Origin of the sequence: Pseudomonas azadiae, assembly GCF_019145355.1 — a bacterium.
GTDB classification, from domain to species: domain Bacteria; phylum Pseudomonadota; class Gammaproteobacteria; order Pseudomonadales; family Pseudomonadaceae; genus Aquipseudomonas; species Aquipseudomonas azadiae.
Window position 1 is genome coordinate 455,402 of sequence record NZ_JAHSTY010000001.1, and the last position, 22,954, is coordinate 478,355.

Below are 22,954 nucleotides of genomic sequence, written 5' to 3' on the forward strand. Positions count from 1 at the left end.
CACCGATCACAATGTGGAACCAGCTCCCACATTGAGTTCTTCGGTGCCTACACCCCCAACAGCGACAACATGATGAAGGTCGCAAACAACACAAAATGAGTCATCCCTTCGATGGCATTGGTTTCGCCATCGTTGAGGTTTATCGCGCTGACAATCAGCGTGATAAACACCATCACGGTCTGCACCGGCGTCATCGCCATCTGGAAAGGCTGGCCGGTGTAGAGCGCCATGGCCTCCATCACCGGCACCGTCAGGATCACCGTCGACAACGAAGCACCCAGCGCGATATTCACCACCGACTGCATGCGGTTCGCCAGCGCCGCACGCAACGCCGTCAAGATCTCCGGCGCAGCCGAAATGGCCGCCACCACAATCGCCGTGACCACCGGCGGAGCCCCCGTGCCTTCCAGGCCTAGGTCCAAGGTCTTGGACATCACTTCGGCCAGGGCGCCAATCACAATCACGCCAAACACCAGGGTGCCGATTGAAAACGCCAGGCTGACCGCCGGTGCGTGTTCTTCCTCGGGCACTTTCTTGCGGCGTTTTTCCGGGTAGCTGTAGCTGAAGAAGTAACTGTGCGGCCCCACCTGCATGCGCAGGAACAGGGTGTACAGCACCACCATCGCGCCGATGGTGAAGGCTGAGTAAATTTTCCAGTCGGCTTCGGGGATAAATTCCGGCACCACCATCGACACGCCCATCGCAGTGAGGATCATCACGCTGTAGGTACGTGCCGAATCATCGTTGTAGGACTGTTCGCCATGCTTGATACCGCCCATCAGCGCGGCCAGGCCCAGAATGCCGTTGATGTCGAGCATCACCGCCGAATAAATGGTGTCACGCACCAGCGTCGGCGACGGTTCATTACTCATCATGATCGCCAGGATCACCACTTCCACCAGCACGGCGGCGAGGGTGAGGATCATGGTGCCGTAGGGATCGCCGACTTTTTCGGCAAGCTGCTCGGCGTGATGGGCCACGCGCATCGACGCCATCACTATAAAACCGATCAACGCGAGGCCGGCCAGCAGCGCTACCATTTGCCCGTTGTGCAGCATCCAGTGTTCCAGCGGGTAGGCGGCGATGGCGGCAATCAGCGCCAGCAGCATGAATTTTTCTTGCTTGAGGGATGTGAGCATTGGGGGCCTTACCAAACGGCAAATCGGTCATTGATGGGGTACAGACTGCGCCAATCCGCTAACGTTTCGTTACATCTTAGGTCGGGCCGCTATTGCGTAGAAAAAACCAAAACTCTCCTGCTGGTCAGGTTTTGCCGATTATTTCAGCCATGGCCTGTAGAATGCCGCCATTGCACCTGATGAGAATTTAGAACATGTACGATTGGCTCAACGCCCTGCCCAAGGCTGAACTGCACCTGCACCTGGAAGGCTCACTGGAGCCGGAGCTGCTGTTCGCCCTGGCCGAGCGCAACAAGATTGCGCTGCCGTGGAACGACGTCGAAACCCTGCGCAAGGCTTACGCCTTCAACAACCTGCAAGAGTTTCTCGACCTGTATTACAAGGGCGCCGATGTGCTGCGCACCTCCCAGGATTTCTACGACCTGACCTGGGCCTATCTGCTGCGCTGCAAAGCACAGAACGTGATTCACACCGAACCCTTCTTCGACCCGCAAACCCACACCGACCGTGGCGTGCCGTTCGAAGTGGTGCTCAATGGCATCGCCGCTGCGCTTAAGGATGGCGAGCAGCAACTGGGCATCACCAACGGTTTGATCCTCAGCTTCCTGCGCCACCTGAGCGAAGCCGAAGCCGAGAAAACCCTGGACCAGGCCCTGCCGTTCCGTGACGCGTTCGTGGCCGTCGGCCTGGACAGCTCCGAGATGGGCCACCCGCCGAGCAAGTTCCAGCGTGTGTTCGACCGCGCCCGTCACGAAGGCTTCCTCACCGTGGCCCACGCCGGCGAAGAAGGCCCGCCCGAGTACATCTGGGAAGCCATCGACCTGTTGAAAATCCAGCGTATCGACCATGGTGTGCGAGCCATCGAAGACGAACGCCTGATGCAACGGATCATCGACGAGCAGATCCCGCTGACGGTCTGCCCACTGTCCAACACCAAGCTGTGCGTGTTCGACGACATGGCCCAGCACAATATCCTCGACATGCTCGAGCGTGGCGTGAAGGTCACTGTGAACTCCGATGACCCCGCTTACTTCGGCGGTTATGTCACCGAGAACTTTCACGCGCTGTACACCTCGCTGGGCATGACCCAGGACCAGGCCAAACGCCTCGCGCAGAACAGCCTGGATGCCAGGTTGGTCAAGCCGTAACAGATTGAACACAGATTAAAATGTGGGAGCCAGCTCCCACATTGGATTTTTGTGAATGGTCACCCTGGCAAGGCCAAACGGGCAATTTCCAGCCGCCCGACATCATGAACCTGCAACGCTTGCGACTCGTTGATTACGCTGATCCAGTTCGACTGTAAAAACAGTTGCAACAACCCCGCCCCCAACGCACCGCCCAGATGCGGCTGCTCCTGGCTCCAGTCAAAACAGTTACACACCAGCGGCGACGTCAATGCCTGGGTGAAAATCCCCAGCCCTGCCAAGTGCTGCGCGCCCTTGACCGTCACATCGGTGCGCTGCTCGTAGCGCTCGATCCATCCTGCCTCCAGCAGATGTTGATACAACTGCCCGCCCAGCTCGCCGCCGAGATGGCCATGGCACAGCCGGGCATGACGCAACAACGGTGGCGCGGCCAGGGCCGGTGGCAACGCATCCGGTGCGCTGCGTGCGGCACACGCCATGGTGGTCCTGGCCAAGGCATCGATGGCCGCGCTGACATCCGGCGCGGCGACGCGAAATACACGCTTGCCACGCCTGGTCTCGACCCGCAGCAGCCCCCCTGCGGTCAGTCGCGCCAGATGTGCGTTGGCGGATGTCGATGACACGCCGGCAAGTGCCGCCAACTCTGCCGGCGACCGGGTCGAGCCGTCCATCAAGGCCCATAGCATGGCGGTGCGTTTAGGCTCGGCGAGCAAGCTGGCGATCTGACTGATGCAAGGTGCGGCGTCCATTCTTTCACTCCCTGTCGGTTTATTTTTTTTGCTGAGGTTGGCGCCAAAGTATAGGGGCGTAAGCCGCCGGTTCCACGGCGTCTGACAGCGCGGATAAGGACAGGGCGTGAGTGAAATTTCCGGCTTTGATGGAAGGCGTTACGTCGCGCTCGATCGCTCCGGCAATTGGGCAGTCAAGGTCGCACAACGGGACACGAGCATTTCGCGCAACAGGTTGATAGGTTTGCTCAGTTGCGCGCGGTGGGCACATAGCAGATTGAGCGGCGTGCGCTCGCCACGCAGCTCAGGCAGGATCAGGCGCAAACGCCCGGCCAGCACGTCGGTACTCACATCCAGCCAGGACTTGTAGGCAATGCCGACACCCGCCACCGCCCAACGGCGGACCACATCGGCGTCGTCACTGAAGCGATCGCCGGTGACGGTCAGGCTGACTTCGCGTTTGCCGTCGTGAAACCGCCAATGGTCGTGGACCCGGCGGCCAAGCATATACAGCAGGCAATTGTGCTGGGCCAGTTGCTCAAGATGCCGCGGCTCGCCGTGGCGCGCGAGGTAACTGGGGGAGGCACACAGCACGCGAACGTTGTCCGGGGCGACGGGCAACGCGACAAGGCTGGAATCCTCGGGTTCACCGTAGCGCAGGGCGATGTCCACCGGCTGGCGGAACAGGTCGGCAATCCGATCACCCAGCAGCAGACGCACACTCAGTTGCGGGTACTCACGTTGGAATTCGTCCAGCCACGGCAGCAGCTGGTTGCGCCCGAAGTCCGATGGGGCCGACAGCTGCAGCACGCCACTGACATGGTCCTGGCCGCTGGCCAACAAGCGCCGCCCTTCGTCCAGCGAGCTCAACGCAGCGCGCGCATAGGCCAGGAACCCCTCGCCTTCGGCGGTCAGGCGCAGGCTGCGGGTGGAGCGCGCCAGCAAACGCGCCCCCAGTTGCTGTTCGATACGCTTGAGCGCCGCACTGGCCACTGCCGGCGACAGGTCCATCACCCGCGCTGCCGCGGACAGGCTACCGAGGTCAGCGGCACGCACAAACAACTGCAAATCATCAAAACGCAGCATGCATTTCCACTCATTATCAAAATTTTGTTGAAACAGCCCTCTGTTTTAGCCGCTTTTATCTCGCCGATAAATAGCCAATCATCCGTGTATCCCGTTCATCACGTGTCTGGAGCTGAATATGTCCACAGCCTTTAACGTCATCGCCACGCTGATCGCCAAGCCGGGCCAACAGGCCGCCCTGGAAACGTTGCTGCGCGGCCTGCTGGAACCCACTCGCCTTGAGGCCGGTTGCGAGCAGTACGACCTGCACCAGGATCTGCAACACCCCGAAACCTTCTACATGCTCGAACGCTGGAGCGACGCCGCCGCGCTGGCCGACCACGACCAGAGCGCGCATGTCCAGAGTTTTCGCGTCCAGGCCGCTGATGTGATCGAACACTTCGAACTCAAGCGCCTGCAGTTTCTTGCCTGATCACTGCCTTTTTCCGGAGCCCTCATGAAAGCCATTGCCTACTACGCCTCACTGCCAATCACCGATCCAGATGCCCTGCAAGACATCGAACTGCCGGAGCCCGTCGCCGGCCCGCGTGACCTGCTGGTGGAAGTCAAAGCCATCTCGGTCAACCCGGTCGACACCAAGGTGCGCCAGAACGTCGCTCCGGAAAACGGCGCGGCCAAGGTGCTGGGCTGGGACGTGGCCGGCGTGGTCAAGGCGGTCGGCAGCGAAGTGACCCTGTTCAAGGCCGGGGACAAGGTGTTCTACGCCGGCTCCCTGGTGCGTCCGGGCGGCAACAGCGAACTGCACACCGTGGACGAGCGCATCGTCGGGCATATGCCAAAAAGCCTGGGTTTTGCCGAAGCAGCCGCCCTGCCGCTGACCGCCATCACCGCCTGGGAGTTGCTGTTCGAACGCCTGCAAGTGCGCGAAGGCAAAGAGGATGAAGGGCAGAGCCTGCTGATCGTCGGCGCCGCCGGCGGCGTCGGGTCGATCCTGACCCAGCTCGCGCGCCAACTTACTGCCCTGAAGGTGATCGGCACCGCGTCGCGCCCGGAAACCCAAGCCTGGGCCAAGGCCCTCGGCGCCGACTTGGTGATCGACCACAGCCAACCGCTGAGCGAGGCGCTGAAAGCCGCCGGCCACCCGCAGGTGACCCACGTTGCCAGCCTGACCCAGACCGACCATCACTTGGACCAACTGGTCGAAGCCCTGCAACCCCAGGGCAAGCTGGCGCTGATCGACGACCCCAAGGCGCTGGACGTCAGCAAGCTCAAGCGCAAGAGCCTGTCGCTGCACTGGGAGTTCATGTACACGCGCTCGATGTTTGAAACGCCGGACATGATCGAACAGCACAACCTGCTCAATCGCGTGGCCGAGCTGATCGACGCCGGCACCCTGAAAACCACGCTCGGCGAGCATTTCGGTGTGATCAACGCGGCCAACCTGCGACGCGCCCATGCGCTGCTGGAGAGCGGCAAGGCCAGGGGCAAGATCGTGCTGGAAGGGTTCTGAAAAAATCTCTGTCAGCGTTGTCCGTTACTCCCTGTAGGTAACGGACGACACCGCTAGTCAGAGAGTTGATCCTTGTCATACTTGTGAGCGTGTTCGGGTTTATATTGGCCGCCTTTGCCACGATTCTTTTACGTGAGGAAGTCAGCAATGAAAATCCTGATAAAAGCGTTAGCAAAATCCGCAGGCAATCAATGGCAGGTGCGTCTGGACAAGGACGTGTTCACCTTCCGCACCGAGGCCGAGGCCCGTGCCTTTGCCGACACCCTGCAAGCCCGCATCCAGGCGCCCCATCGTTTCCCGAACAGCCAGCAACGCTCCGCGGCGGGCTGAGCCGTTCCTCAGGCCTGCGCCTGCAAGGCTCTCGCCCGTTGCAGGCGCTGGGTCGTCATGGCAATCGTCACCGCCAGCACACCGCACAAGGTGATGACCATCGCCATCGGCATGGCGGTGCCATCGTGCAGCGCCCCCACCAACGATGCGGCCCCCGCCGCCACACCGAACTGAATGCAGCCAAGCAACGCCGAGGCGCTGCCGGCCCTGGCGCCCTGCCCGCTCATGGCACAGGCCGAGGTATTGGGCAGAATGCAGCCCAGGCTGGCGATGCAGATAAACAGCGGCACCAGCAATGGCCACAGCGCATCGGTGCGCAAGGCTGCGATACCGAGCAACGTCAAGGCCGCCACCAGGTAGACCCACACACTGCGCGACAGCAGAAACGCCGGGCCACGTTTGGCCAGCAGCCGCGCGTTCACTTGGGCAACCAGGATAAAGCCGGCGGCGTTGGAGCCGAACAGCCAGCCGTAATGCTCGGCGGGCACGCCGTAGAGTTGGATAAAGACGAAAGGCGAACCGGCGATGTAGGCGAACATCCCGGCAATCGAGATACCGCCGGTGAGGGCATACCCCAGGTAAACCCGGTCGGACAGCAGCGCAGCGTAGCGCCGCAGCGAGCCGGACAACGGCTGGCGCGGCTGATGCGCCGGAAAGGTTTCCGGCAGCCCGACCGCCACGGCGACGGCGGCCATCACGCTGAAAATCGACAGTGCCAGAAAAATCGACTGCCAACCCCACAACCCCACCATCAACCCGCCAGCCAGCGGGGCGAGGATCGGTGCCAGGCCTGTCACCAGCATAAGCTGGGAAAACACTTTGGCCGAGCCCACCGCGTCGCATTTGTCGCTGACCACCGCGCGGGAAATCACCATGCCTGCGCAACCGCCGAGGGCCTGGACGAAGCGCGCGCCGATCAGCCACTCCAGGGATGGCGCGAAGGCACAGGCAAAGGAGCCCAGGGTAAACAGGGTGACACCACTGAGCAGCGGGCCGCGTCGACCGAAGCGGTCCGCCAGCGGGCCGTAGATCAATTGGCCGATGGCCAGGCCGGCGAAATACACCGCCAGGGTCAGCTGGATGTGCTTTTCATCGGTCGCGAAAGCCTTGGCCATGGCCGGGAAGCCTGGCAGGTAAAAATCGATCGCCAACGGCGCAAAGGCGCTCAAGGCTCCCAGAATCAGGATTATGCGAAGGTTCATCGGGCACCCAAGTGAGACGGCAGCCCGATAGTCTAGCCGCGCTTGGGTGCATTGAACACGATAGCTCGCTAACTATTTTTGAGCGTCTCAAGCTAGCCTGGCGCTGTAGCCCTCTTGCGTGATCAGCTCGATCACTTGCTCGGCGGACAGCCGGCTCTCGACTCCAACCTCCTTTGCCGCCAAGTCGACCTTCACACTGGCCGCCGGGTCCTGGCCCTGCACCGCCTGGGTCACCGCTCGAACGCAATGGCCACAGGTCATTCCTTCTACGCTGAATACTTGCATGACAAGACTCCTTTGATAGTCAATAAATCAATGTAGTGAGCGGGCTTGCCCCGCGCTGGGTGGCGAAGCCGCCCCAAACCAGGCGACCGAGTTCTATCTGCAATTCGGCGTTGTCCTTATTGGGGCGGCTTCGCCACCCAGCGCGGGACAAGCCCGCTCACTACACCAATACCGATGCGGTTGGAGCGCAGTCTCGACCTTGCCACGATGGCAAGGTCAAGTTCTGAAAACTTCTGCCGGGCTGGTATTCGGTGGCTTCAAAGGCCAAGCTTCACCCCTCTTCGATTCAAACCACGGAGCATTCGCCATGCGCTGGTCATTTTTTGCCCTTCTCGGCTTGATGAGCTTGTCTGCCGCCGCGCCACAGGCCGTTGCCGCAGAAGATTATGCGGTGCTGATCATTTCCCGGGAGCGCCTGGAAGTGCCGACCACCTGTGAAATCGGGCTCTATATTCAGGATCAACTGGCCGGCCGCCTGTTTCAGGAAGAGTCCACCTCGTTCAACCTGCCTGCCGGTGATGTGTCACTGCGCCTGAAACTGCTGCCGGGGCAGTCGCCGGGTTGCCTGCCCGGCCTGCTCGCACCGCCTGCGCAGAACATCACGCTCAAAGCCGGTGATGTGCGCAAACTGCGCATCGCCCAAGGCCCGGACGGGATGTACCTCAAAGCCGCCAAACTGGGCTACTGAAGCCCTTGACCTTCCCCACAGGTCAAGGTTGATCCTAGGGACAATGTCTTCTGGAGGACTGCCCGATGAATGGATCGACCACCTTTGACCTGCCGATCAGCGGCATGACCTGCGCCAGCTGCGCCGGCCGCGTCGAACGCGCGCTGGGCAAGGTGCCGGGGGTGCAGAGCGTGAGCGTCAACCTGGCCAATGAACGTGCCCATGTTGAAGTACTCGGCCCGATAGACCCCGGCGTGCTGATCGCCGCCGTCGACAAGGCCGGCTACACCGCCACCCTGCCCCAAAGCGAAACGGCCACCGAGGTTGACCAGGCCCAGCGCCTGCATCGCGAGCGTTGGGCGCTGCTGCTGGCAATTCTGCTGGCGCTGCCGTTGGTGCTGCCGATGCTGGTGGAACCCTTCGGCCTGCATTGGATGTTGCCTGCCTGGGCACAGTTTGCCCTGGCCACACCGGTGCAATTCATCTTTGGCGCGCGCTTCTACAGCGCCGCCTGGAAAGCCGTGCGTGCCGGCGCCGGCAATATGGACCTGCTGGTGGCCATCGGTACCAGCGCCGGTTATGGCCTGAGTGTCTACCAATGGCTCACCGTCCCGGCGCCGCACCTGTATTTCGAAGCCTCGGCCGTGGTGATCGCCTTGGTGCTGCTGGGTAAATACCTGGAAAGCCGCGCCAAACGCCAAACGGCCAGCGCGATCCGCGCCCTGGAGGCCCTGCGCCCCGAGCGAGCGGTTCGGGTACTCGATGGCCGTGAGGAAGACGTCGCCATCAACGCCCTGAAGCTCAACGACCTGGTGCTGGTCAAACCTGGCGAGCGCTTCCCGGTGGACGGTGAAGTCGTCGAGGGCCAGAGCCACGCCGACGAAGCCTTGATCAGCGGCGAAAGCCTGCCGGTACCGAAACAGCCCGGCGACAAGATCGCCGGCGGCGCCATCAACGGCGAAGGCCGCCTGCTCGTGCGCACCCTTGCGCTTGGCGCCGAAAGCGTACTGGCGCGGATCATCCGCCTGGTGGAAGACGCCCAGGCCGCCAAGGCACCGATCCAGAAACTGGTGGATAAAGTCAGCCAAGTGTTCGTCCCGGTCGTGCTGGCGCTGGCGTTTGCCACCTTGCTGGGATGGTGGCTGTATGGCGCGTCCCTGGAGACTGCGATCATCAATGCCGTCGCCGTGCTGGTGATTGCCTGCCCGTGCGCCCTGGGCCTGGCCACACCGACCGCGATCATGGCCGGCACGGGCGTCGCCGCGCGATACGGCATCCTGATCAAGGACGCCCAAGTCCTGGAGCGCGCCCACCAAGTGAGCGCGGTGGTCTTCGACAAGACCGGCACTCTCACCTCCGGTACGCCGAAAATCGCCCACTTGGCGGCAGTCGACGGCAACGAGGCGTTGCTGTTGCAACTCGCCGGCGCGCTGCAACGCGGCAGCGAACATCCGCTGGCCAAGGCCGTGCTCGATGCGTGCAAAGAGCAAGGATTGACGCTCGCCGACGTGAGCGCCAGCCAATCCCTGACCGGTCGCGGCATCGCCGGCATGCTTGATGGCCAGTCACTGGCACTGGGCAATCGTCGCTTGCTGGAAGAAAGCGGCTTGAGCATGGGTGAGCTGGATGCCCGCGCCGCAGCCTGGGAAGCCGAAGGGCGCACCTTGTCGTGGCTGATCGAGCAAGGCGCAACCCCGCGCGTGCTGGGCTTGTTCGCCTTTGGTGACACCCTCAAGCCCGGTGCGCTGGCGGCCGTGCAACAACTCAAGGCCCGTCACATCAGCAGCCATTTGCTGACCGGTGATAATCGCGGCAGTGCCCGCGTGGTGGCCGAGGCCCTGGGTATTGAAGACGTGCACGCCGAAGTGCTGCCCGCCGACAAAGCGGCCACCGTCGCCGAGTTGAAAAAAACCGGCGTAGTGGCCATGGTCGGTGACGGCATCAACGACGCCCCGGCCCTGGCCGCCGCCGATATCGGCATTGCCATGGGCGGTGGCACCGACGTGGCGATGCACGCCGCCGGTATCACCCTGATGCGCGGCGATCCGCGCCTGGTGCCGGCCGCCCTGGAGATCAGCCGCAAGACCTACGCCAAGATCCGCCAGAACCTGTTCTGGGCCTTTGTGTATAACCTGATCGGTATTCCGCTCGCGGCGTTCGGCCTGCTCAACCCGGTATTGGCAGGCGCGGCAATGGCCTTGTCCAGCGTCAGCGTGGTGAGCAATGCCTTACTGTTGAAGACTTGGAAACCAGAGGCTCTGGAGGATCAACGCCCATGAACATCGGCCAAGCCGCACGCCAAAGCGGGCTGAGCGCCAAGATGATTCGCTACTACGAATCCATCGGCCTGCTCAAAGCCGCCCAGCGCACCGACAGTGGCTATCGCATCTACGGCCAGGAGGATCTGCACACCCTGGCGTTTATCAAGCGTTCGCGGGATCTGGGGTTTTCCCTGGAGGAAGTCGGCAAGCTGCTGACCCTGTGGCAGGACCGGCACCGAGCCAGCGCGGATGTGAAGGCGCTGGCGCGCCAACATATCGATGAGCTGAATCAGAAGATTCTGGAATTGGGGCAACTGCGCGATACGTTGCAGGACCTGGTGGAGCATTGCCAGGGCGATGACCGGCCGGATTGTCCGATCCTCAAGGAGCTGGCTTCGGGCCCTTGCTGCACCTGATGCCTTAACTGAATAAACACAAAACCAGATGTGGGAGCAGTACCCTGTGGGAGCCGGGCTTGCCCGCGATGCAGGCACCTCGGTATATCATTCACACCGCAGTGATGCTATCGCAGGCAAGCCAGCTCCCACAGAGATGCTGCTCCCACATTTTTGATCTTCGTTTATATGAAGATCATTGCATCCACGGCGGCGGCGGTGGTTCGTCCGACACCTTGCTCTGCGGCGCTTCATCCGCCGCGCGCACCGCCTGGCGACGCTCTTCATCCAGCCGCGCCGCTTCGATCTCGCGGATCACACCGCCCACGTCCGCCAACTCTTCCGGCTCGTCGAACTCACCGGTCAAGATGCTGGCCGGGTGCAAGGTGCCGGCTTCGTACAGCGCCCACATTTCCTTGGCGTACTTGGTCTTCTTCAATTCCGGGGCAAAGCGCCCGAAATAGGAAGCCATGTTGCCCACGTCCCGCTCCAGCATGCTGAACGCGTGGTTGTTGCCCGCCGCGTCCACCGCCTGGGGCAAGTCGATGATCACCGGGCCGGTCGGCGTGAGCAGTACGTTGAACTCGGACAGGTCACCGTGCACCAGACCGGTACACAGCATCAGCACGATCTGCGAAATCAGGAAGGCGTGGTATTCGCGGGCCTGGTCCGGCTCCAGGGTCACGTCATTCAGACGCGGCGCCGCATCGCCGTATTCGTCGGCCACCAGCTCCATCAGCAGCACGCCCTCAAGGAAGTCGTACGGCTTGGGCACGCGAACGCCCGCACCGGCCAGGCGGAACAATGCCGCCACTTCGGCGTTCTGCCAGGCATCTTCGGTTTCTTTCTTGCCGAACTTGGAACCCTTGGCCATGGCCCGGGCCTGCCGGCTGTTACGGACCTTACGGCCTTCCTGGTATTCGGACGCTTGACGAAAACTTCGTTTGTTCGCCTCCTTGTAAACCTTGGCGCAACGCAATTCGTTGCCGCAGCGCACCACATAAACAGCTGCTTCTTTACCACTCATGAGTGGGCGCAGCACTTCGTCGACCAGACCGTCTTCGATCAGGGGTTCAATGCGTTTAGGAGTCTTCATCAGCTTTTATTGTGGGTCCTGTATTACCAAACACGCGTGTGGCACTCGTTATACGGCAATCGGCGCGCCGGTGGGAGAGGCTACCGACCTCTGACCACTCAAGAATGCATCCAATAGGCCAATTTACGTTGCAATCAACGTTCAATAATCGCGGTAACGCCCTGGCCGCCCGCGGCGCAGATCGAAATCAGCCCACGGCCTTTGCCCGCCGCGTCCAGCAACTTGGCCAGGTTGGCGACGATCCGCCCACCCGTGGCGGCAAACGGGTGCCCGGCGGCCAGGGAACTGCCCTTCACATTGAGCCGGCTGCGGTCGATGGCGCCCAACGGCGCGTCAAGGCCAAGCCGGGTCGCGCAAAAATCGGCATCTTCCCAGGCCTTGAGCGTGCACAACACCTGGGCGGCGAACGCTTCGTGGATCTCGTAGTAGTCGAAGTCCTGCAGTGTCAGGCCATTGCGCGCCAGCAAGCGTGGCACCGCGTACACCGGCGCCATCAGCAGGCCTTCGGCGCCATTGACGAAATCCACCGCCGCCGCTTCGCCATCGCGCAGGTAGGCCAGGATCGGCAAACCGCGTTCCTTGGCCCAGGCTTCGCTGCCCAGCAGCACCAGCGATGCGCCATCGGTGAGCGGCGTGGAATTGCCGGCGGTGAGCGTGCCCTTTTCGCTGCGCTCGAAGGCCGGTTTAAGGGCGGCGAGCTTTTCCAGGGTCAGGTCGGGGCGCAGGTTGTTGTCGCGGGTCAGGCCGAGGAAAGGTGTGAGCAAATCGTCGTGCCAGCCTTCAGCGTAGGCGGCAGCCATTGTCTGATGGCTTTCCAGCGCCAGTTGGTCCTGCTCGGCGCGAGGAATGTGCCAGGTCTGCGCCATCAACTCGCAGTGTTGCCCCATGGACAAACCGGTACGCGGCTCGCCGTTGCGCGGCAGTTGCGGCTTGAGGTGTTGGGGACGAAGGTGCAACAGGACCTTTAATTTGTCCGCCAGGGATTTGCTGCGGTTGGCCTGCAGCAGGAGCTTGCGCAGACCTTCGTTGACGCCGATGGGCGCATCGGACGTGGTGTCCACCCCGCCGGCAATACCGCATTCGATCTGGCCCAGGGCAATCTTGTTGGCCACCAGCAGCGCGGCTTCCAGCCCGGTCCCGCAGGCTTGTTGGACGTCATAGGCCGGGGTTTGCGGCGACAGGCGCGAGCCAAGCACGCATTCGCGGGTGAGGTTGAAGTCGCGTGAATGCTTGAGCACCGCGCCGGCGGCCACTTCACCCATGCGCAGGCCGTGCAGGTTGTAGCGCTCGATCAGGCCTTCCAGGGCTGCGGTGAGCATCGCCTGGTTGCTCGCCGTGGCGTAGGGGCCATTGGAGCGGGCGAACGGAATGCGGTTACCGCCAATGATCGCGACACGGCGCACTTGAGTCATGGAAAGCTCCCTGATGGATGTGGGGTGAGTCTCTCAGACTAGCCTAGGCTTAATCGAACGACTGCGACCCGCGAATGGTCAACCCCTTTGAACCCCAGCCTTTGGAGAGCGTTCCATGTCTGACCGTTATATCGACTTCGCCAACTCAAGCCTCGGCCATCGCCTGGTCGCCGCCATTGGCCTGCCGTCGCCGGTACGCCTGGAGCGCTGGGAAGCCGGGCGCCTGCGTCCGGTCGAAGGCGCGTTGCTGCTGGGGGGTGGCGCGCTGGCAACCCAGGTGCAGGCGTTCGCCAATAAACTGACCGATGCCACTTACACCTATGGCACCGAGGCATCGACCTGGATTCCCGGCCATGGGCCCAAGCTCAAGGCCGTGGTATTCGATGCCAGCGATCTGCAGCACACCGACCAACTCAAGCAATTGCGCGAATTTTTCCAGCCGCTGCTGAAAAACCTGGATAACAGCGCGCACCTGGTGATCCTCGGTCGCGCGCCGGAAAGCCTCGGCGACCCGTTTGCCGCCAGCGCGCAACGCGCCCTGGAAGGCTTCAGCCGCTCGCTGGCCAAAGAGCTGCGCAACGGCGGTGTGTTGCAATTGCTCTACGTTGGCGACGGCGCCGAAGACCAACTCGAAGGCGCGCTGCGCTTCTTCCTCTCACCGAAAAGCGCCTATATTTCCGGTCAGGTGATTCGCCTGCAAGCCTGCGCCACGCCGGTCGAAGATTGGACACGGCCCCTGGCCGGACGCAAGGCTTTGGTGACCGGCGCCGCGCGTGGCATTGGCGCCTCCATCGCGCAAACCCTGGCCCGCGACGGCGCCGAGGTGATCCTGCTCGATGTGCCCCAGGCCAAGGCCGACCTCGAAGCCCTGGCCGCGCGCCTGGGCGTTCGGACCGTCGCGCTGGATATCTGCGCCGAAGACGCCGCCAGCCAATTGATCGAGCAACTGCCCGATGGCCTCGACATCCTGGTGCACAACGCCGGCATCACCCGCGACAAAACCCTGGCCAACATGACCCCGGAATACTGGGATGCCGTGCTGGCGGTCAACCTCAACGCGCCGCAAGTGCTGACCAAGGCGCTGCTCGACAGCGGGACCCTGCGCGACAACGCCCGTGTGGTGTTGTTGGCGTCGATCAGCGGCATCGCCGGTAACCGTGGGCAAACCAACTACGCCGCCAGCAAGGCAGGGTTGATCGGCCTCGCGCAGGCTTGGGCGCCGCTGCTCAAACCGCGCGGCATCAGTATCAACGCTGTGGCGCCGGGCTTTATCGAAACCCAGATGACGGCGCATATTCCGTTTGCCTTGCGTGAGGCCGGGCGACGTATGAGTTCGTTGGGCCAGGGTGGCCTGCCGCAGGACGTCGCCGAAGCGGTGGCCTGGCTCGGTCAACCGGGTTCCGGTGCGGTAAGCGGCCAGGCGCTGCGGGTATGTGGGCAAAGTCTGCTGGGAGCATAAACATGCATTGGAAGACCTTAGGCACTGCGCCGTTCCTGCCGCCGCTGTACTGGCGGGCGGCGCTCAAACGCAAGATCACCGGCAGCACCTTGCCCGAGCAAGGGTTGCGCTGCCAGGTGAGCATCGATCCCAGACACGTGGCGGCGTATCGCAAGGTCTGCGGTTTCGCCGACGGCCCGATACTGCCGGCGACTTATCCCCACATCCTGGCGTTCGGCCTGCAGATGCAATTGCTGACTGACCACAACTTCCCCTTTCCGCTGCTGGGGCTGATTCATCTGAATAACCGCATCCGCGTCCATCGGCCCCTCGGTGGTATCAGTGAGTTGTCCGTCGGCGTACACGCCCAGAACCTCACGCCTCACCCCAAGGGCGCCACCTTCGACCTGATCACGACAGCCGAAGACGCCCTTGGACCGTTATGGGAAGCCGAAAGCCGCATGCTGTGCCGGGGCGTGAAACTGGAGGGCGAACCTGGGAGTGACCTCATCCAACCCTCCCCCACCCAGGTCAGCGAACTGACTCGCTGGAAAGCCCCCGCCGATATCGGCCGCCGTTACGCACGGGTTTGCGGCGACTACAACCCGATCCACCTCAGCGCCCTCACCGCCAAGCTGTTCGGCTTCCCGCAGGCCATTGCCCACGGGCTGTGGAACAAGGCGCGCACCCTCGCGGCCCTCGGCGAACATTTGCCCGCTGCCAATATCGAGATAGACGTGGCGTTCAAAAAGCCCGTGCGCCTGCCTGGTGAAGTGACGTTATTAAGCAGCGCCCCCGGTTCCGCCGGTGAGTTCTGGTTGAAAGGCCCGGGCGATATTGAACATATGGTGGGCAAATGGCGGCCGCTCGCGTAAAGCCGGCCTGATGTGGAAGCTTTTCCACGGCTATCGGAAGGATTTATACAGGGGAAACAGGTTGTTCAACGTATCGAGCAACCGCACCAGGTAGATCGGCTTGCGGAACAGATCCAGCACTTGCAGACGGAGCAAGTCACTCACATCGTCCATGTCGGCATGGCCAGACATCACGATCACCGGCAGGTGCGAGCGTGAGGTGTGTTCGCGCAGGCGTTTGATCAAGGATATCCCGCTTTCCTCGGGCATGCGCAAGTCGGTGATGACCAGGGCGATATCGGGGTGGAGTGTCAATTCTTGCAAGGCGAAGGTGACGGAAGTCGCGGTGTAACAGACAAACCCTTCATTCTCGAGGGATTCGGCAAGCTCAATCAGGGCGTCCTCCTCGTCGTCCACCAAGAGAATTTGCTGGCGGGTGGGCGAAGAGGCGCTCATGGCGGTACCTGAACTTGGATGAACTTTAATGGGGGCGCCCAGAATATGAACGGATGATTATGAGCTGGTCATTCCGTTAGAGACCTTATCGAAGATGGATGTAATCTTATCTCCCAACCCCGCACCTGCAGCGACGATAACCAATGCAACCATCGCGACGATAATTGCGTATTCAATACCCGACGCGCCATCTTTGCGCCGAAAGAAAAGTTGAGCTTGCGCATAAAACTTCAACATCAGGTCAAGCAACATAAGACTTCTCCCTAAAACGCCACTGAAAGCCGGAAGGGCTCTACCACCAGAAAATTGCGGCGTGCCACTAGAGCATTGTCAACAAACCTCAGCCTCACAACTGTAAGAACGCATTAATCACAAAGTATTAGTCGCACGTTAATGCCCCCTAAACACTCGGGATCGAAAAGACTGAAGTTGGTCACCCTGATAAATTTTCGGCTCCTTAATGGCATTTCGTCCTAGCTGAGCTACCGTCAAATAGCCAAATCGTTAGATGTTCATCACAGCCATGTTGCGAAGTAGCCCATTGGATTAACAGGGCGTGTAGTGCAACGGGATAGGGAGAGCCGTCATGAACAGTCGCATCAGCATGGTCCTGGCCGGCTTGTTGCTGATCGGAGCCTTGATCGCCGGATACTGGGGGCTGATGTTAAGTAGCCCACCGGCGCCTGCCGCAGCACCTGTCGTTTCTGTCGATAATAGCCTCGCTGCCGTTGAAGACCAGACCCGCCAACCGGTGGTGGTTCTGGTGCATGACGTGCCGGCCCTGATTCCACTGACCGCAGCCGACCTGGCCGTGGAAAAACTGCGCACCGTGCCCGCCGGCAGCCTGAACCGGATCGACCAGGCCATCGGCCGCGTGCCGTTGCGCACGCTCGGTGCCGGCACTTGGCTCACCGAAGACAGTTTCAGTGGCGGTGGCCCGCTCGCGCGGATGATCCGCCCAGACGAACGCGCACTGGCTGTTGCGGTGGATGAGGTGATCGGCGCAGCCGGCCAACTGGCACCTGGCGATTACGTGGACGTGTTGCTGTTCCTGCGCCAGGACGCCAGCAACGCCGAGCAGTCGGCGCAGATCGTCCTCCCGGCCATGCGCCTGCTCAGCGTCGGTGACCAGTTGGGCCTGGCCAACGACGGCCAACCCGCAGTGCCACCGCCGGTCACGGTTGAAGAACGCGCCCAGGCCGCCCAACGTCGAGCCGCCGCACGCACCGTGGTGCTGGCAGTGCCAGAGCCCTTGTTAAGCCGGCTGATGCTCGCCGCTCAGGCCGGCACCTTGCGCCTGGCCGTGCGCAGCGCCGAGGAGCAACGGCTCAGCCGCTACTGGGCCGGGGAAAACGATGCGCCGCAAAAACTCGAAAGCGCCAACCGCGACCTCTACCAATTCACTCAGTTGGCCCTGACCGGCGCGCCAACACGAATCGCACCGGCCAGTGGCTCACCCGGCGTGCGCCGTGGCGTTGAAGTGATTCGCGGCGCCCAGGCGGCGCCACAAACTCCGTGATCAAGCAAGGATGCGTTGAATGAGCCATCGCCATGCCCCCCTCTTCACGCACATGGCCTGGGCCTTGATTCTGTCGAGCCTGACGGTCGGCATGGCCGTGGCGGCGCCGGGCAACTGCAGTGCCCTCGGCCAGTTGCCCGCAGTGATCGAAGTAGGAGAAGGCCTGCAACACGAGCTGCAGTCGCCGGTGGCAATTACGCGCCTGGCCATCGGCGATCCGAAAATCGCCGACGTGCGGGTCAACGGCGAGCGTCACTTCCTGCTCACCGGCGTCTCGTCCGGCGCCACCAGCCTGATGGTGTGGACCGCCTGCGCCAGCGCGCCGCGCCAAAGCATGGTATTCGTCAAGGGCAAGGCCACCTCGGCGCTGACCAGCCCGGCGCTGTCGCCATCGGAAGATCCGCTGCTGCCCAGCCAGGTGCAGACCGACATCCGCTTTGTGGAAGTCAGCCGCACCAAGCTCAAGGAAGCCAGCACCCGGTTCCTGGGCACGGGCACCAACTTTTTCCTCGGCAGCCCCAACCTGCTGTCGCCCTCCGAAGGCGTCTTCAAACTGCCGGTGAGCCCGGACAGCTTCAACATCGGTTTTGGCGGAGGCCGGGTCTCGGCCATGATCAACGCCCTGGAACGCAGCGGTTTCGCCTACACCCTCTCACGCCCGAGCCTGGTGGCCATGAGCGGCCAGAGCGCGACCTTCCTGGCCGGTGGCGAGGTGCCGATCCCGGTGCCCAGCGCCGGCAGCGACACCATTTCCATCGAATACAAGGAATTCGGCATCCGCCTGACACTGACCCCCACGGTGATCGACCGCAACCGCATCACGCTCAAGGTGGCGCCGGAAGTCAGTGAACTGGACTACAGCAATGCGGTGCAGATCCAGGGCATCCAGGTGCCGGCCCTGACGGTGCGCCGCACCGACACCAGCGTGTCCCTGGCCGATGGCGAAAGCTTTGTGATCAGCGGCCTGATCAGCACCAACAACCGCTCCACCGTCAGCAAGTTTCCCGGCTTGGGCGATATCCCGATCCTTGGGGCTTTTTTCCGCGACTCCACTATCAGCCGCGAAGAAAAAGAATTGCTGATGATCGTGACCCCGCACCTGGTACAGCCGCTGGCCGCCAATGCCCAGCTGCCGTCCTTGCCCGGCGAAAAACTGCGCAGCTACGACCCGAACTGGTACCGGATGTTCTTCCTCGAAAACGGCAATTTCGACCGGCGCAGCGGGCTTTCCCAATGAGCGATAGCCTGAGCCAGACCTTCCTCGCCATCACCCGCAACAGCACTGACCTGGAGTGGCTGCAAGGCGCACTGGCTCCCCTTGGCCAGGTCGTCAGCGCCGGCACCGGCAGCCTGGACGAATTGCTCGCCCTGGTGGACGTGACCTTCGCCGGCCTGGTGTTTGTCGGCCTGGACCGGGAAAACGTGGTGGCGCAGAGCGCGCTGATCGAAGGCGCCCTGGAAGCCAAGCCGATGCTCGCGGTGGTCGCCCTCGGCGATGGCATGGATAACCAGCTGGTACTCAACGCCATGCGTGCCGGCGCCCGCGACTTCGTTGCCTACGGCTCGCGCTCCAGCGAAGTGGCCGGCCTGGTGCGACGCCTGAGCAAGCGCCTGCCCGCCGTTGCGCACAACGCTCAACTGGGCGGCCTGACCGTGCTGTTTGGCACTCAAAGCAACGCCGATGGAGCAATGCTGGCAACCCACCTGGCGCTGGTGGTACAGAAACGCGGGCAGCAGACGCTGTTGCTCGACCTGGGCCTGCCGCGCAGTGACAGCCTGGCCTTGCTGGGCCTGGAAAGCACGTTCAATTTCGGTGACGCATTGCGACATTTGCGGCGTCTCGATACCACCTTGATCAACAGCGCGTTCACCACCGCGCTGGACGGGCTGCGCATCCTGGCGTACGCCACCGGTGACGAGCCGCTCAAACTCACCAGCGCCGCCGAGTTGTTCATGCTGCTCAGCGCCCTGCGCCAACACTTCCAGCACATCGTGGTGAATATCACCGGGCAACCCGACAGCGAAGCGCTGCGCACCTTTGTCAGCCACTGCGACAAGCTGCTGTGGTGCACCGACCAGAACGTCCTGGACTGCCGTCGCAACCTGGCCGTAATCAACCGCTGGCGCGAAAAGGGCATGAACCTCGAGCACGCCAGGCTGGTGGTGGACCGCTACATCAAAAGCTGCGCACCTGATACCGCCGCCCTCGAAAAAAGCTTCGGCCTCGAATGCGTCGCCGTACTGCCCCTGAGCGCGGAGCTGCGCCTGAACGTGAAAAACCAGGGCCAGACCTTGTTCGCCCTCGCGCCCCGTGAACCCTTGTCCCAAGCCGTACGCAGCTTGGGCGAGCGCCTGGCAAAACGCTCCGAGGGCCTTGCGAAACCCTCGATGCGCTGGATTGAACGCATCCTGGGAGCAAGAAAATGAACGAAAAACTGTTTGGTGGCCCGGCTCGCGGCGCCGTCGGTAACACCGATCACGATGGGCTGAAACTGGTGCTGCACCGTTTCATCATCGACGCCATCGAGGAGTCGGGTAAAAACCTGCTCGAGGGCACGCGCCAGACCTTGGCGCAATTTGTGATCGATAAGGTGTCCGAATACATCACGCGCATGCGCCTGGCGATCTCGCGCTATGAAATGGAGCGCCTGGCCGAAGAGATCGTCGACGAGCTCACCGGTTTCGGTCCGCTGGAGGTGCTGCTGCGTGACGCGTCGGTGACCGAAATCCTGGTCAACGGGCCGCACCGGGTATTTGTCGAACGCGATGGCCTGCTGCACCAGAGTGACCTGCGCTTTATCGACGATCACCACGTGGAGCGCGTGATGCAACGCATCCTCGCGCCATTGGGTCGGCGCCTGGACGAGTCCTCGCCGATGGTGGATGCGCGCTTGCCCGACGGCAGCCGGGTCAACGCGATCATCCCGCCGATTGCCCTGGACGGGCCGTGCCTGTCGATTCGAAAATTTCGCAAGGACATGCTCAAGAGCAGTGATCTGGTCGCCATGCAGACCATCGACCAGAACATTTTCGAGTTCTTCCAGCATGCCGTGGGCAAGCGCTGCAACATCCTGATCAGCGGTGGTACCGGCACCGGCAAGACCACCTTGCTGAATATTCTGAGCCAGTTGATCAACCCCCACGAGCGCCTGGTGACCATCGAGGACGTCGCCGAACTGCAATTGGGCCACCCGCACGTGGTACGTCTCGAAACCCGCCCGCCGAATGCCGAAGGCCACGGCGAAGTGCGCTCCAGCGACTTGATCCGCAACGCCCTGCGGATGCGCCCGGACCGCATCATTCTCGGCGAAATCCGGGGCGTGGAAGTGCTCGACGTGATGACGGCGATGAACACCGGCCACGACGGCTCCATGAGCACCGTGCACGCCAACAATGCCCAGGACGCGCTGCTGCGCCTGGAAACCCTGGTAGGCCTGACGGGTCGCGTGATCGCGGAGAAAACCCTGCGCCAGATGATCTGCGCCGCGCTGGACGTGATCATCCAACTGACGCGCATGCCCGATGGCCGCCGCTGTGTCAGCGAGGTGGTGGAAGTGGTCGGCGTGCGCGACGACGTGTATGTCACCAATACCCTGTTCCGTCTGGACCGGCGCACCGGTGTGGGTTTTCTGCGCGAGGCCCTGAACCCGGCCGGCGACAAACTGCGCCGCGAGTCGGCCTTGCAGTCCTAGGGAGCAGATGATGACGGGACCGGTGTTGCTGCTCATCTGCCTGCTGCTGATCGGCTTGTCGTTCTGGCAGCTTCAGCATGGCCTGCGTAAAGCTCGCACGGACCGTGTGCTGGAGCGCCTCGGCCTCGGCCAGCCAGTGAAACAGGAAACCGCCACGACATGGACAGGCCTTGAGCTTATGTTCCAACGCGCCGGGCTCGGCAAACCCACGGACCGCCTGGGCCTGTGGTTGAGTCTCTGGGTGGTTGGCGTGCTGTTCGGCTGGCTGCTTGCCGACGGACTGGGCCTGGTCGCGATGACCGTGGGGCCGCCGCTGGTTTTGCGCTTGTATATAGCCTGGCGTTACCAGCGCCGCGTACAGCGCATGGTCGAGCAGCTGCCACAACTGTTGGACCACAGTGTACGCAGCCTCAAATCCGGTCGGACCTTGGCCGATGCCGTACTGGGCGGCATCGAGGGTATTGAAAACCCACTCAAGGATGCCATGGGCCGTGTGCAGCGCAACGTGCGCATGGGGGTCAGCCTGCCGGATTCAGTCAGCGATTTCGCCGAGTTCTTTGAGCGCGACGAATTTCGTCTGTTCGCCCTGGGGCTCAAGGTCAACCATCGCTACGGCGGCAACGCCAGCGAGCTGCTGGAAAACCTGATCAAAATGATTCGCGAGCGGGAACAGGGCGCCCGTCAACTCAAGGCCATGACCGGCGAAACGCGCATGACCGCCTACGTGCTCGGCGGGCTGCCGGTGCTGATCGTCGGTTACTTCATGGTGGTCAACCCTGGCTACTTGATGACCATGTGGAACGACGACACGGGGCGCCTCATGCTGTTCAGCGCACTGGCCATGGACCTCGGGGGTACTTTTGTGATGTGGCGCATGCTGAGGAGCGTCTGAAATGGCCCTGCTCGCCAGCGTCCTGATGTTGCTTGCCGCCCTGGTGTTGGTAGGCGGCCAGTTGCTTGAGAGGCGCCGTCGCGAGCGCCGGGTGGCTGAACGCTTGCAAGGGCAGATGGCGGCGGGTGACAAGCTCGGCACGTTCATGCGCCAACTGGGCGGCAGCACCCTGGCGCAGCGCTCGGTCAGCCTGGACAACGAAACCCAGACCCTGCTGAACCGCGTCGGTTGGCGCAAGGCCAACCAGCGCTCGCTGTTCGCTGCCTTCCAGATCGGTTTGCCGATCGTGCTGCTGGGCCTGACCCTGATTGGCCAGCGATTGCTGTTTCCTCACGCGGACCCTGCATGGATTGCCCCGATGTTTGCCCTGGGTATCGGCTACCTGCTGCCCAAACGTGTGCTTGCCGCAGCCGCCAAACATCGCCAGCAGACCATTGCCAAAGAGATCTCAACCTTTATCCCGCTGCTGCGCATCCTGTTCGAATCGGGCATGGCGATTGAACAATCGCTGCGCGTACTGGGCAACGAAGCCCAGCGCTTGCTCCCCGCGCTCACCCATGAACTGCGCCTGATCCTGGCGCGGGTCGATTCCGGGCTGGAACTGAGCGAAGAGCTGGGCAAGACGGCGCGCTTGCTGGAAGTGGATGAATTCACTGACACCTGCATCATCCTGCAGCAGCTGATCCAGCAAGGCGGCGGCGCGATGAAATCCTTGCTGGCGCTCAAGCAACTGCTCGACGACCGGCGCCTGACCCGCCTGCAGGAGTACATCTCGAAGATGTCGGCAAAAATGTCGGTGGTGATGATGGTGTTTCTGTTCCCCGCCTTGCTGATCGTGCTTGGCGGCCCGGCCTTTATCGGCATCGCGCGCGCGTTGAGCAATTTTTGAGGCCACCTTTGAGGA

The 22,954-nt window shown here is 62.3% G+C and carries 24 protein-coding genes; 15 read left to right on the forward strand and 9 right to left on the reverse strand.

Annotated elements, in window-relative coordinates; genetic code table 11:
• Positions 1 to 47 precede the first annotated feature (47 nt).
• A complete protein-coding gene (locus KVG91_RS02130; protein WP_169377160.1) occupies positions 48 to 1,139 on the reverse strand; it encodes a calcium:proton antiporter in 1,092 nt (363 codons plus the stop codon).
• A gap of 194 nt (positions 1,140 to 1,333) precedes the next feature.
• On the opposite strand from KVG91_RS02130, the gene KVG91_RS02135 reads away from it, so the two are divergent.
• Positions 1,334 to 2,287, forward strand: a complete 954-nt coding sequence (locus KVG91_RS02135) for an adenosine deaminase (protein ID WP_169377161.1) — start codon at positions 1,334 to 1,336, stop codon at positions 2,285 to 2,287.
• A gap of 59 nt (positions 2,288 to 2,346) precedes the next feature.
• On the opposite strand, the gene KVG91_RS02140 is transcribed toward KVG91_RS02135, so the two are convergent.
• A complete protein-coding gene (locus KVG91_RS02140) occupies positions 2,347 to 3,036 on the reverse strand; it encodes an ArsR/SmtB family transcription factor (RefSeq protein WP_169377162.1) in 690 nt (229 codons plus the stop codon).
• Positions 3,037 to 3,174: 138 nt separating this feature from the next.
• A complete protein-coding gene (locus KVG91_RS02145; protein WP_169377163.1) occupies positions 3,175 to 4,101 on the reverse strand; it encodes a LysR family transcriptional regulator in 927 nt (308 codons plus the stop codon).
• A gap of 118 nt (positions 4,102 to 4,219) precedes the next feature.
• Here KVG91_RS02145 and KVG91_RS02150 point away from each other — a divergent pair, with 118 nt between their 5' ends.
• The 3 genes from KVG91_RS02150 (at position 4,220) to KVG91_RS02160 (ending at position 5,881) form a co-directional block, all read left to right on the forward strand.
• The gene (locus tag KVG91_RS02150; RefSeq protein ID WP_169377164.1) at positions 4,220 to 4,513 is read left to right on the forward strand and encodes a putative quinol monooxygenase; all 294 of its coding nucleotides are present in this window, start codon (positions 4,220 to 4,222) and stop codon (positions 4,511 to 4,513) included.
• A gap of 24 nt (positions 4,514 to 4,537) precedes the next feature.
• Entirely contained in the window at positions 4,538 to 5,551 is a 1,014-nt protein-coding gene (locus tag KVG91_RS02155) for a zinc-binding alcohol dehydrogenase family protein (protein WP_169377165.1), read from the forward strand.
• Positions 5,552 to 5,698: 147 nt separating this feature from the next.
• Positions 5,699 to 5,881, forward strand: coding sequence for a hypothetical protein (locus tag KVG91_RS02160; protein WP_169377166.1), 183 nt, complete (start codon positions 5,699 to 5,701; stop codon positions 5,879 to 5,881).
• Between the two features lie 8 nt (positions 5,882 to 5,889).
• Here KVG91_RS02160 and KVG91_RS02165 read toward each other — a convergent pair whose 3' ends face one another.
• Together KVG91_RS02165 and KVG91_RS02170 are read right to left on the reverse strand one after the other, a co-directional pair.
• Complete coding sequence (locus tag KVG91_RS02165) at positions 5,890 to 7,083, reverse strand: multidrug effflux MFS transporter (protein WP_217894860.1); 1,194 nt, start codon at positions 7,081 to 7,083, stop codon at positions 5,890 to 5,892.
• A gap of 87 nt (positions 7,084 to 7,170) precedes the next feature.
• The gene (locus KVG91_RS02170; RefSeq protein WP_169375517.1) at positions 7,171 to 7,368 is read right to left on the reverse strand and encodes a heavy-metal-associated domain-containing protein; all 198 of its coding nucleotides are present in this window, start codon (positions 7,366 to 7,368) and stop codon (positions 7,171 to 7,173) included.
• Positions 7,369 to 7,675: 307 nt separating this feature from the next.
• Here KVG91_RS02170 and KVG91_RS02175 point away from each other — a divergent pair, with 307 nt between their 5' ends.
• From KVG91_RS02175 to cueR, 3 genes are all read left to right on the forward strand, one after another.
• The gene (locus KVG91_RS02175; protein ID WP_169375518.1) at positions 7,676 to 8,056 is read left to right on the forward strand and encodes a hypothetical protein; all 381 of its coding nucleotides are present in this window, start codon (positions 7,676 to 7,678) and stop codon (positions 8,054 to 8,056) included.
• Between the two features lie 65 nt (positions 8,057 to 8,121).
• Complete coding sequence (locus KVG91_RS02180; protein ID WP_169375519.1) at positions 8,122 to 10,314, forward strand: heavy metal translocating P-type ATPase; 2,193 nt, start codon at positions 8,122 to 8,124, stop codon at positions 10,312 to 10,314.
• Entirely contained in the window at positions 10,311 to 10,712 is a 402-nt protein-coding gene (gene cueR / locus KVG91_RS02185; protein WP_169375520.1) for a Cu(I)-responsive transcriptional regulator, read from the forward strand. The genes KVG91_RS02180 and cueR overlap by 4 nt, the downstream gene beginning before the upstream one ends.
• Before the next feature lie 175 nt (positions 10,713 to 10,887).
• Here cueR and KVG91_RS02190 read toward each other — a convergent pair whose 3' ends face one another.
• Both KVG91_RS02190 and KVG91_RS02195 read right to left on the reverse strand, forming a co-directional pair.
• On the reverse strand, positions 10,888 to 11,787 hold the full coding sequence (locus KVG91_RS02190; protein WP_169375521.1) for a PA4780 family RIO1-like protein kinase: 900 nt from the start codon (positions 11,785 to 11,787) through the stop codon (positions 10,888 to 10,890).
• A 134-nt stretch (positions 11,788 to 11,921) separates the two neighbouring features.
• On the reverse strand, positions 11,922 to 13,199 hold the full coding sequence (locus tag KVG91_RS02195; RefSeq protein ID WP_169375522.1) for an acetyl-CoA C-acetyltransferase: 1,278 nt from the start codon (positions 13,197 to 13,199) through the stop codon (positions 11,922 to 11,924).
• A 115-nt stretch (positions 13,200 to 13,314) separates the two neighbouring features.
• Here KVG91_RS02195 and KVG91_RS02200 point away from each other — a divergent pair, with 115 nt between their 5' ends.
• On the forward strand, positions 13,315 to 14,658 hold the full coding sequence (locus KVG91_RS02200) for a 3-oxoacyl-ACP reductase (RefSeq protein WP_169375523.1): 1,344 nt from the start codon (positions 13,315 to 13,317) through the stop codon (positions 14,656 to 14,658).
• A 2-nt stretch (positions 14,659 to 14,660) separates the two neighbouring features.
• Positions 14,661 to 15,512 carry a MaoC family dehydratase gene (locus KVG91_RS02205; protein ID WP_169375524.1) on the forward strand — a complete coding sequence of 284 codons (852 nt, stop codon included), beginning with the start codon at positions 14,661 to 14,663 and terminating at the stop codon, positions 15,510 to 15,512.
• Positions 15,513 to 15,542: 30 nt separating this feature from the next.
• On the opposite strand, the gene KVG91_RS02210 is transcribed toward KVG91_RS02205, so the two are convergent.
• Positions 15,543 to 15,947 (reverse strand): response regulator, encoded by a 405-nt coding sequence (locus KVG91_RS02210; protein WP_169375525.1) that lies wholly within the window; start codon positions 15,945 to 15,947, stop codon positions 15,543 to 15,545.
• Positions 15,948 to 16,004: 57 nt separating this feature from the next.
• On the reverse strand, positions 16,005 to 16,199 hold the full coding sequence (locus KVG91_RS02215; protein WP_169375526.1) for a Flp family type IVb pilin: 195 nt from the start codon (positions 16,197 to 16,199) through the stop codon (positions 16,005 to 16,007).
• Positions 16,200 to 16,533: 334 nt separating this feature from the next.
• On the opposite strand from KVG91_RS02215, the gene cpaB reads away from it, so the two are divergent.
• Genes cpaB through KVG91_RS02245 form a run of 6 tightly spaced genes read left to right on the forward strand, consistent with a single transcriptional unit; the run spans position 16,534 to position 22,939 of the window.
• Positions 16,534 to 17,466: a Flp pilus assembly protein CpaB gene (cpaB, locus tag KVG91_RS02220; protein WP_169375527.1), complete on the forward strand. Its 933-nt coding sequence runs from the start codon at positions 16,534 to 16,536 to the stop codon at positions 17,464 to 17,466.
• 19 nt (positions 17,467 to 17,485) lie between these two features.
• The gene (locus tag KVG91_RS02225; RefSeq protein ID WP_169375528.1) at positions 17,486 to 18,703 is read left to right on the forward strand and encodes a type II and III secretion system protein family protein; all 1,218 of its coding nucleotides are present in this window, start codon (positions 17,486 to 17,488) and stop codon (positions 18,701 to 18,703) included.
• Positions 18,700 to 19,893, forward strand: a complete 1,194-nt coding sequence (locus tag KVG91_RS02230; RefSeq protein WP_217894861.1) for a pilus assembly protein — start codon at positions 18,700 to 18,702, stop codon at positions 19,891 to 19,893. Before KVG91_RS02225 ends, KVG91_RS02230 begins: the two co-directional genes overlap by 4 nt.
• Positions 19,890 to 21,158 carry a CpaF family protein gene (locus KVG91_RS02235; RefSeq protein WP_169378356.1) on the forward strand — a complete coding sequence of 423 codons (1,269 nt, stop codon included), beginning with the start codon at positions 19,890 to 19,892 and terminating at the stop codon, positions 21,156 to 21,158. Before KVG91_RS02230 ends, KVG91_RS02235 begins: the two co-directional genes overlap by 4 nt.
• 10 nt (positions 21,159 to 21,168) lie before the next feature.
• On the forward strand, positions 21,169 to 22,050 hold the full coding sequence (locus tag KVG91_RS02240) for a type II secretion system F family protein (protein WP_169378357.1): 882 nt from the start codon (positions 21,169 to 21,171) through the stop codon (positions 22,048 to 22,050).
• 1 nt (position 22,051) lies between these two features.
• On the forward strand, positions 22,052 to 22,939 hold the full coding sequence (locus KVG91_RS02245) for a type II secretion system F family protein (RefSeq protein ID WP_169378358.1): 888 nt from the start codon (positions 22,052 to 22,054) through the stop codon (positions 22,937 to 22,939).
• Positions 22,940 to 22,954: the final 15 nt, after the last annotated feature.

Bases quoted from the DNA above. Each gene is read 5' to 3' on its own strand.
- KVG91_RS02165 (WP_217894860.1), bottom strand. From the start codon at position 7,083: ATGAACCTTCGCATAATCCTGATTCTGGGAGCCTTGAGCGCCTTTGCG.
- KVG91_RS02195 (WP_169375522.1), bottom strand. From the start codon at position 13,199: ATGACTCAAGTGCGCCGTGTCGCGATCATTGGCGGTAACCGCATTCCG.
- KVG91_RS02230 (WP_217894861.1), top strand. From the start codon at position 18,700: ATGAGCGATAGCCTGAGCCAGACCTTCCTCGCCATCACCCGCAACAGC.
- KVG91_RS02200 (WP_169375523.1), top strand. From the start codon at position 13,315: ATGTCTGACCGTTATATCGACTTCGCCAACTCAAGCCTCGGCCATCGC.
- KVG91_RS02150 (WP_169377164.1), top strand. From the start codon at position 4,220: ATGTCCACAGCCTTTAACGTCATCGCCACGCTGATCGCCAAGCCGGGC.
- KVG91_RS02170 (WP_169375517.1), bottom strand. From the start codon at position 7,368: ATGCAAGTATTCAGCGTAGAAGGAATGACCTGTGGCCATTGCGTTCGA.
- KVG91_RS02225 (WP_169375528.1), top strand. From the start codon at position 17,486: ATGAGCCATCGCCATGCCCCCCTCTTCACGCACATGGCCTGGGCCTTG.
- KVG91_RS02215 (WP_169375526.1), bottom strand. From the start codon at position 16,199: ATGTTGCTTGACCTGATGTTGAAGTTTTATGCGCAAGCTCAACTTTTC.
- KVG91_RS02130 (WP_169377160.1), bottom strand. From the start codon at position 1,139: ATGCTCACATCCCTCAAGCAAGAAAAATTCATGCTGCTGGCGCTGATT.
- KVG91_RS02210 (WP_169375525.1), bottom strand. From the start codon at position 15,947: ATGAGCGCCTCTTCGCCCACCCGCCAGCAAATTCTCTTGGTGGACGAC.
- KVG91_RS02155 (WP_169377165.1), top strand. From the start codon at position 4,538: ATGAAAGCCATTGCCTACTACGCCTCACTGCCAATCACCGATCCAGAT.
- KVG91_RS02140 (WP_169377162.1), bottom strand. From the start codon at position 3,036: ATGGACGCCGCACCTTGCATCAGTCAGATCGCCAGCTTGCTCGCCGAG.
- cpaB (WP_169375527.1), top strand. From the start codon at position 16,534: ATGAACAGTCGCATCAGCATGGTCCTGGCCGGCTTGTTGCTGATCGGA.
- KVG91_RS02135 (WP_169377161.1), top strand. From the start codon at position 1,334: ATGTACGATTGGCTCAACGCCCTGCCCAAGGCTGAACTGCACCTGCAC.
- cueR (WP_169375520.1), top strand. From the start codon at position 10,311: ATGAACATCGGCCAAGCCGCACGCCAAAGCGGGCTGAGCGCCAAGATG.
- KVG91_RS02240 (WP_169378357.1), top strand. From the start codon at position 21,169: ATGACGGGACCGGTGTTGCTGCTCATCTGCCTGCTGCTGATCGGCTTG.
- KVG91_RS02190 (WP_169375521.1), bottom strand. From the start codon at position 11,787: ATGAAGACTCCTAAACGCATTGAACCCCTGATCGAAGACGGTCTGGTC.
- KVG91_RS02235 (WP_169378356.1), top strand. From the start codon at position 19,890: ATGAACGAAAAACTGTTTGGTGGCCCGGCTCGCGGCGCCGTCGGTAAC.
- KVG91_RS02180 (WP_169375519.1), top strand. From the start codon at position 8,122: ATGAATGGATCGACCACCTTTGACCTGCCGATCAGCGGCATGACCTGC.
- KVG91_RS02160 (WP_169377166.1), top strand. From the start codon at position 5,699: ATGAAAATCCTGATAAAAGCGTTAGCAAAATCCGCAGGCAATCAATGG.
- KVG91_RS02245 (WP_169378358.1), top strand. From the start codon at position 22,052: ATGGCCCTGCTCGCCAGCGTCCTGATGTTGCTTGCCGCCCTGGTGTTG.
- KVG91_RS02145 (WP_169377163.1), bottom strand. From the start codon at position 4,101: ATGCTGCGTTTTGATGATTTGCAGTTGTTTGTGCGTGCCGCTGACCTC.
- KVG91_RS02205 (WP_169375524.1), top strand. From the start codon at position 14,661: ATGCATTGGAAGACCTTAGGCACTGCGCCGTTCCTGCCGCCGCTGTAC.
- KVG91_RS02175 (WP_169375518.1), top strand. From the start codon at position 7,676: ATGCGCTGGTCATTTTTTGCCCTTCTCGGCTTGATGAGCTTGTCTGCC.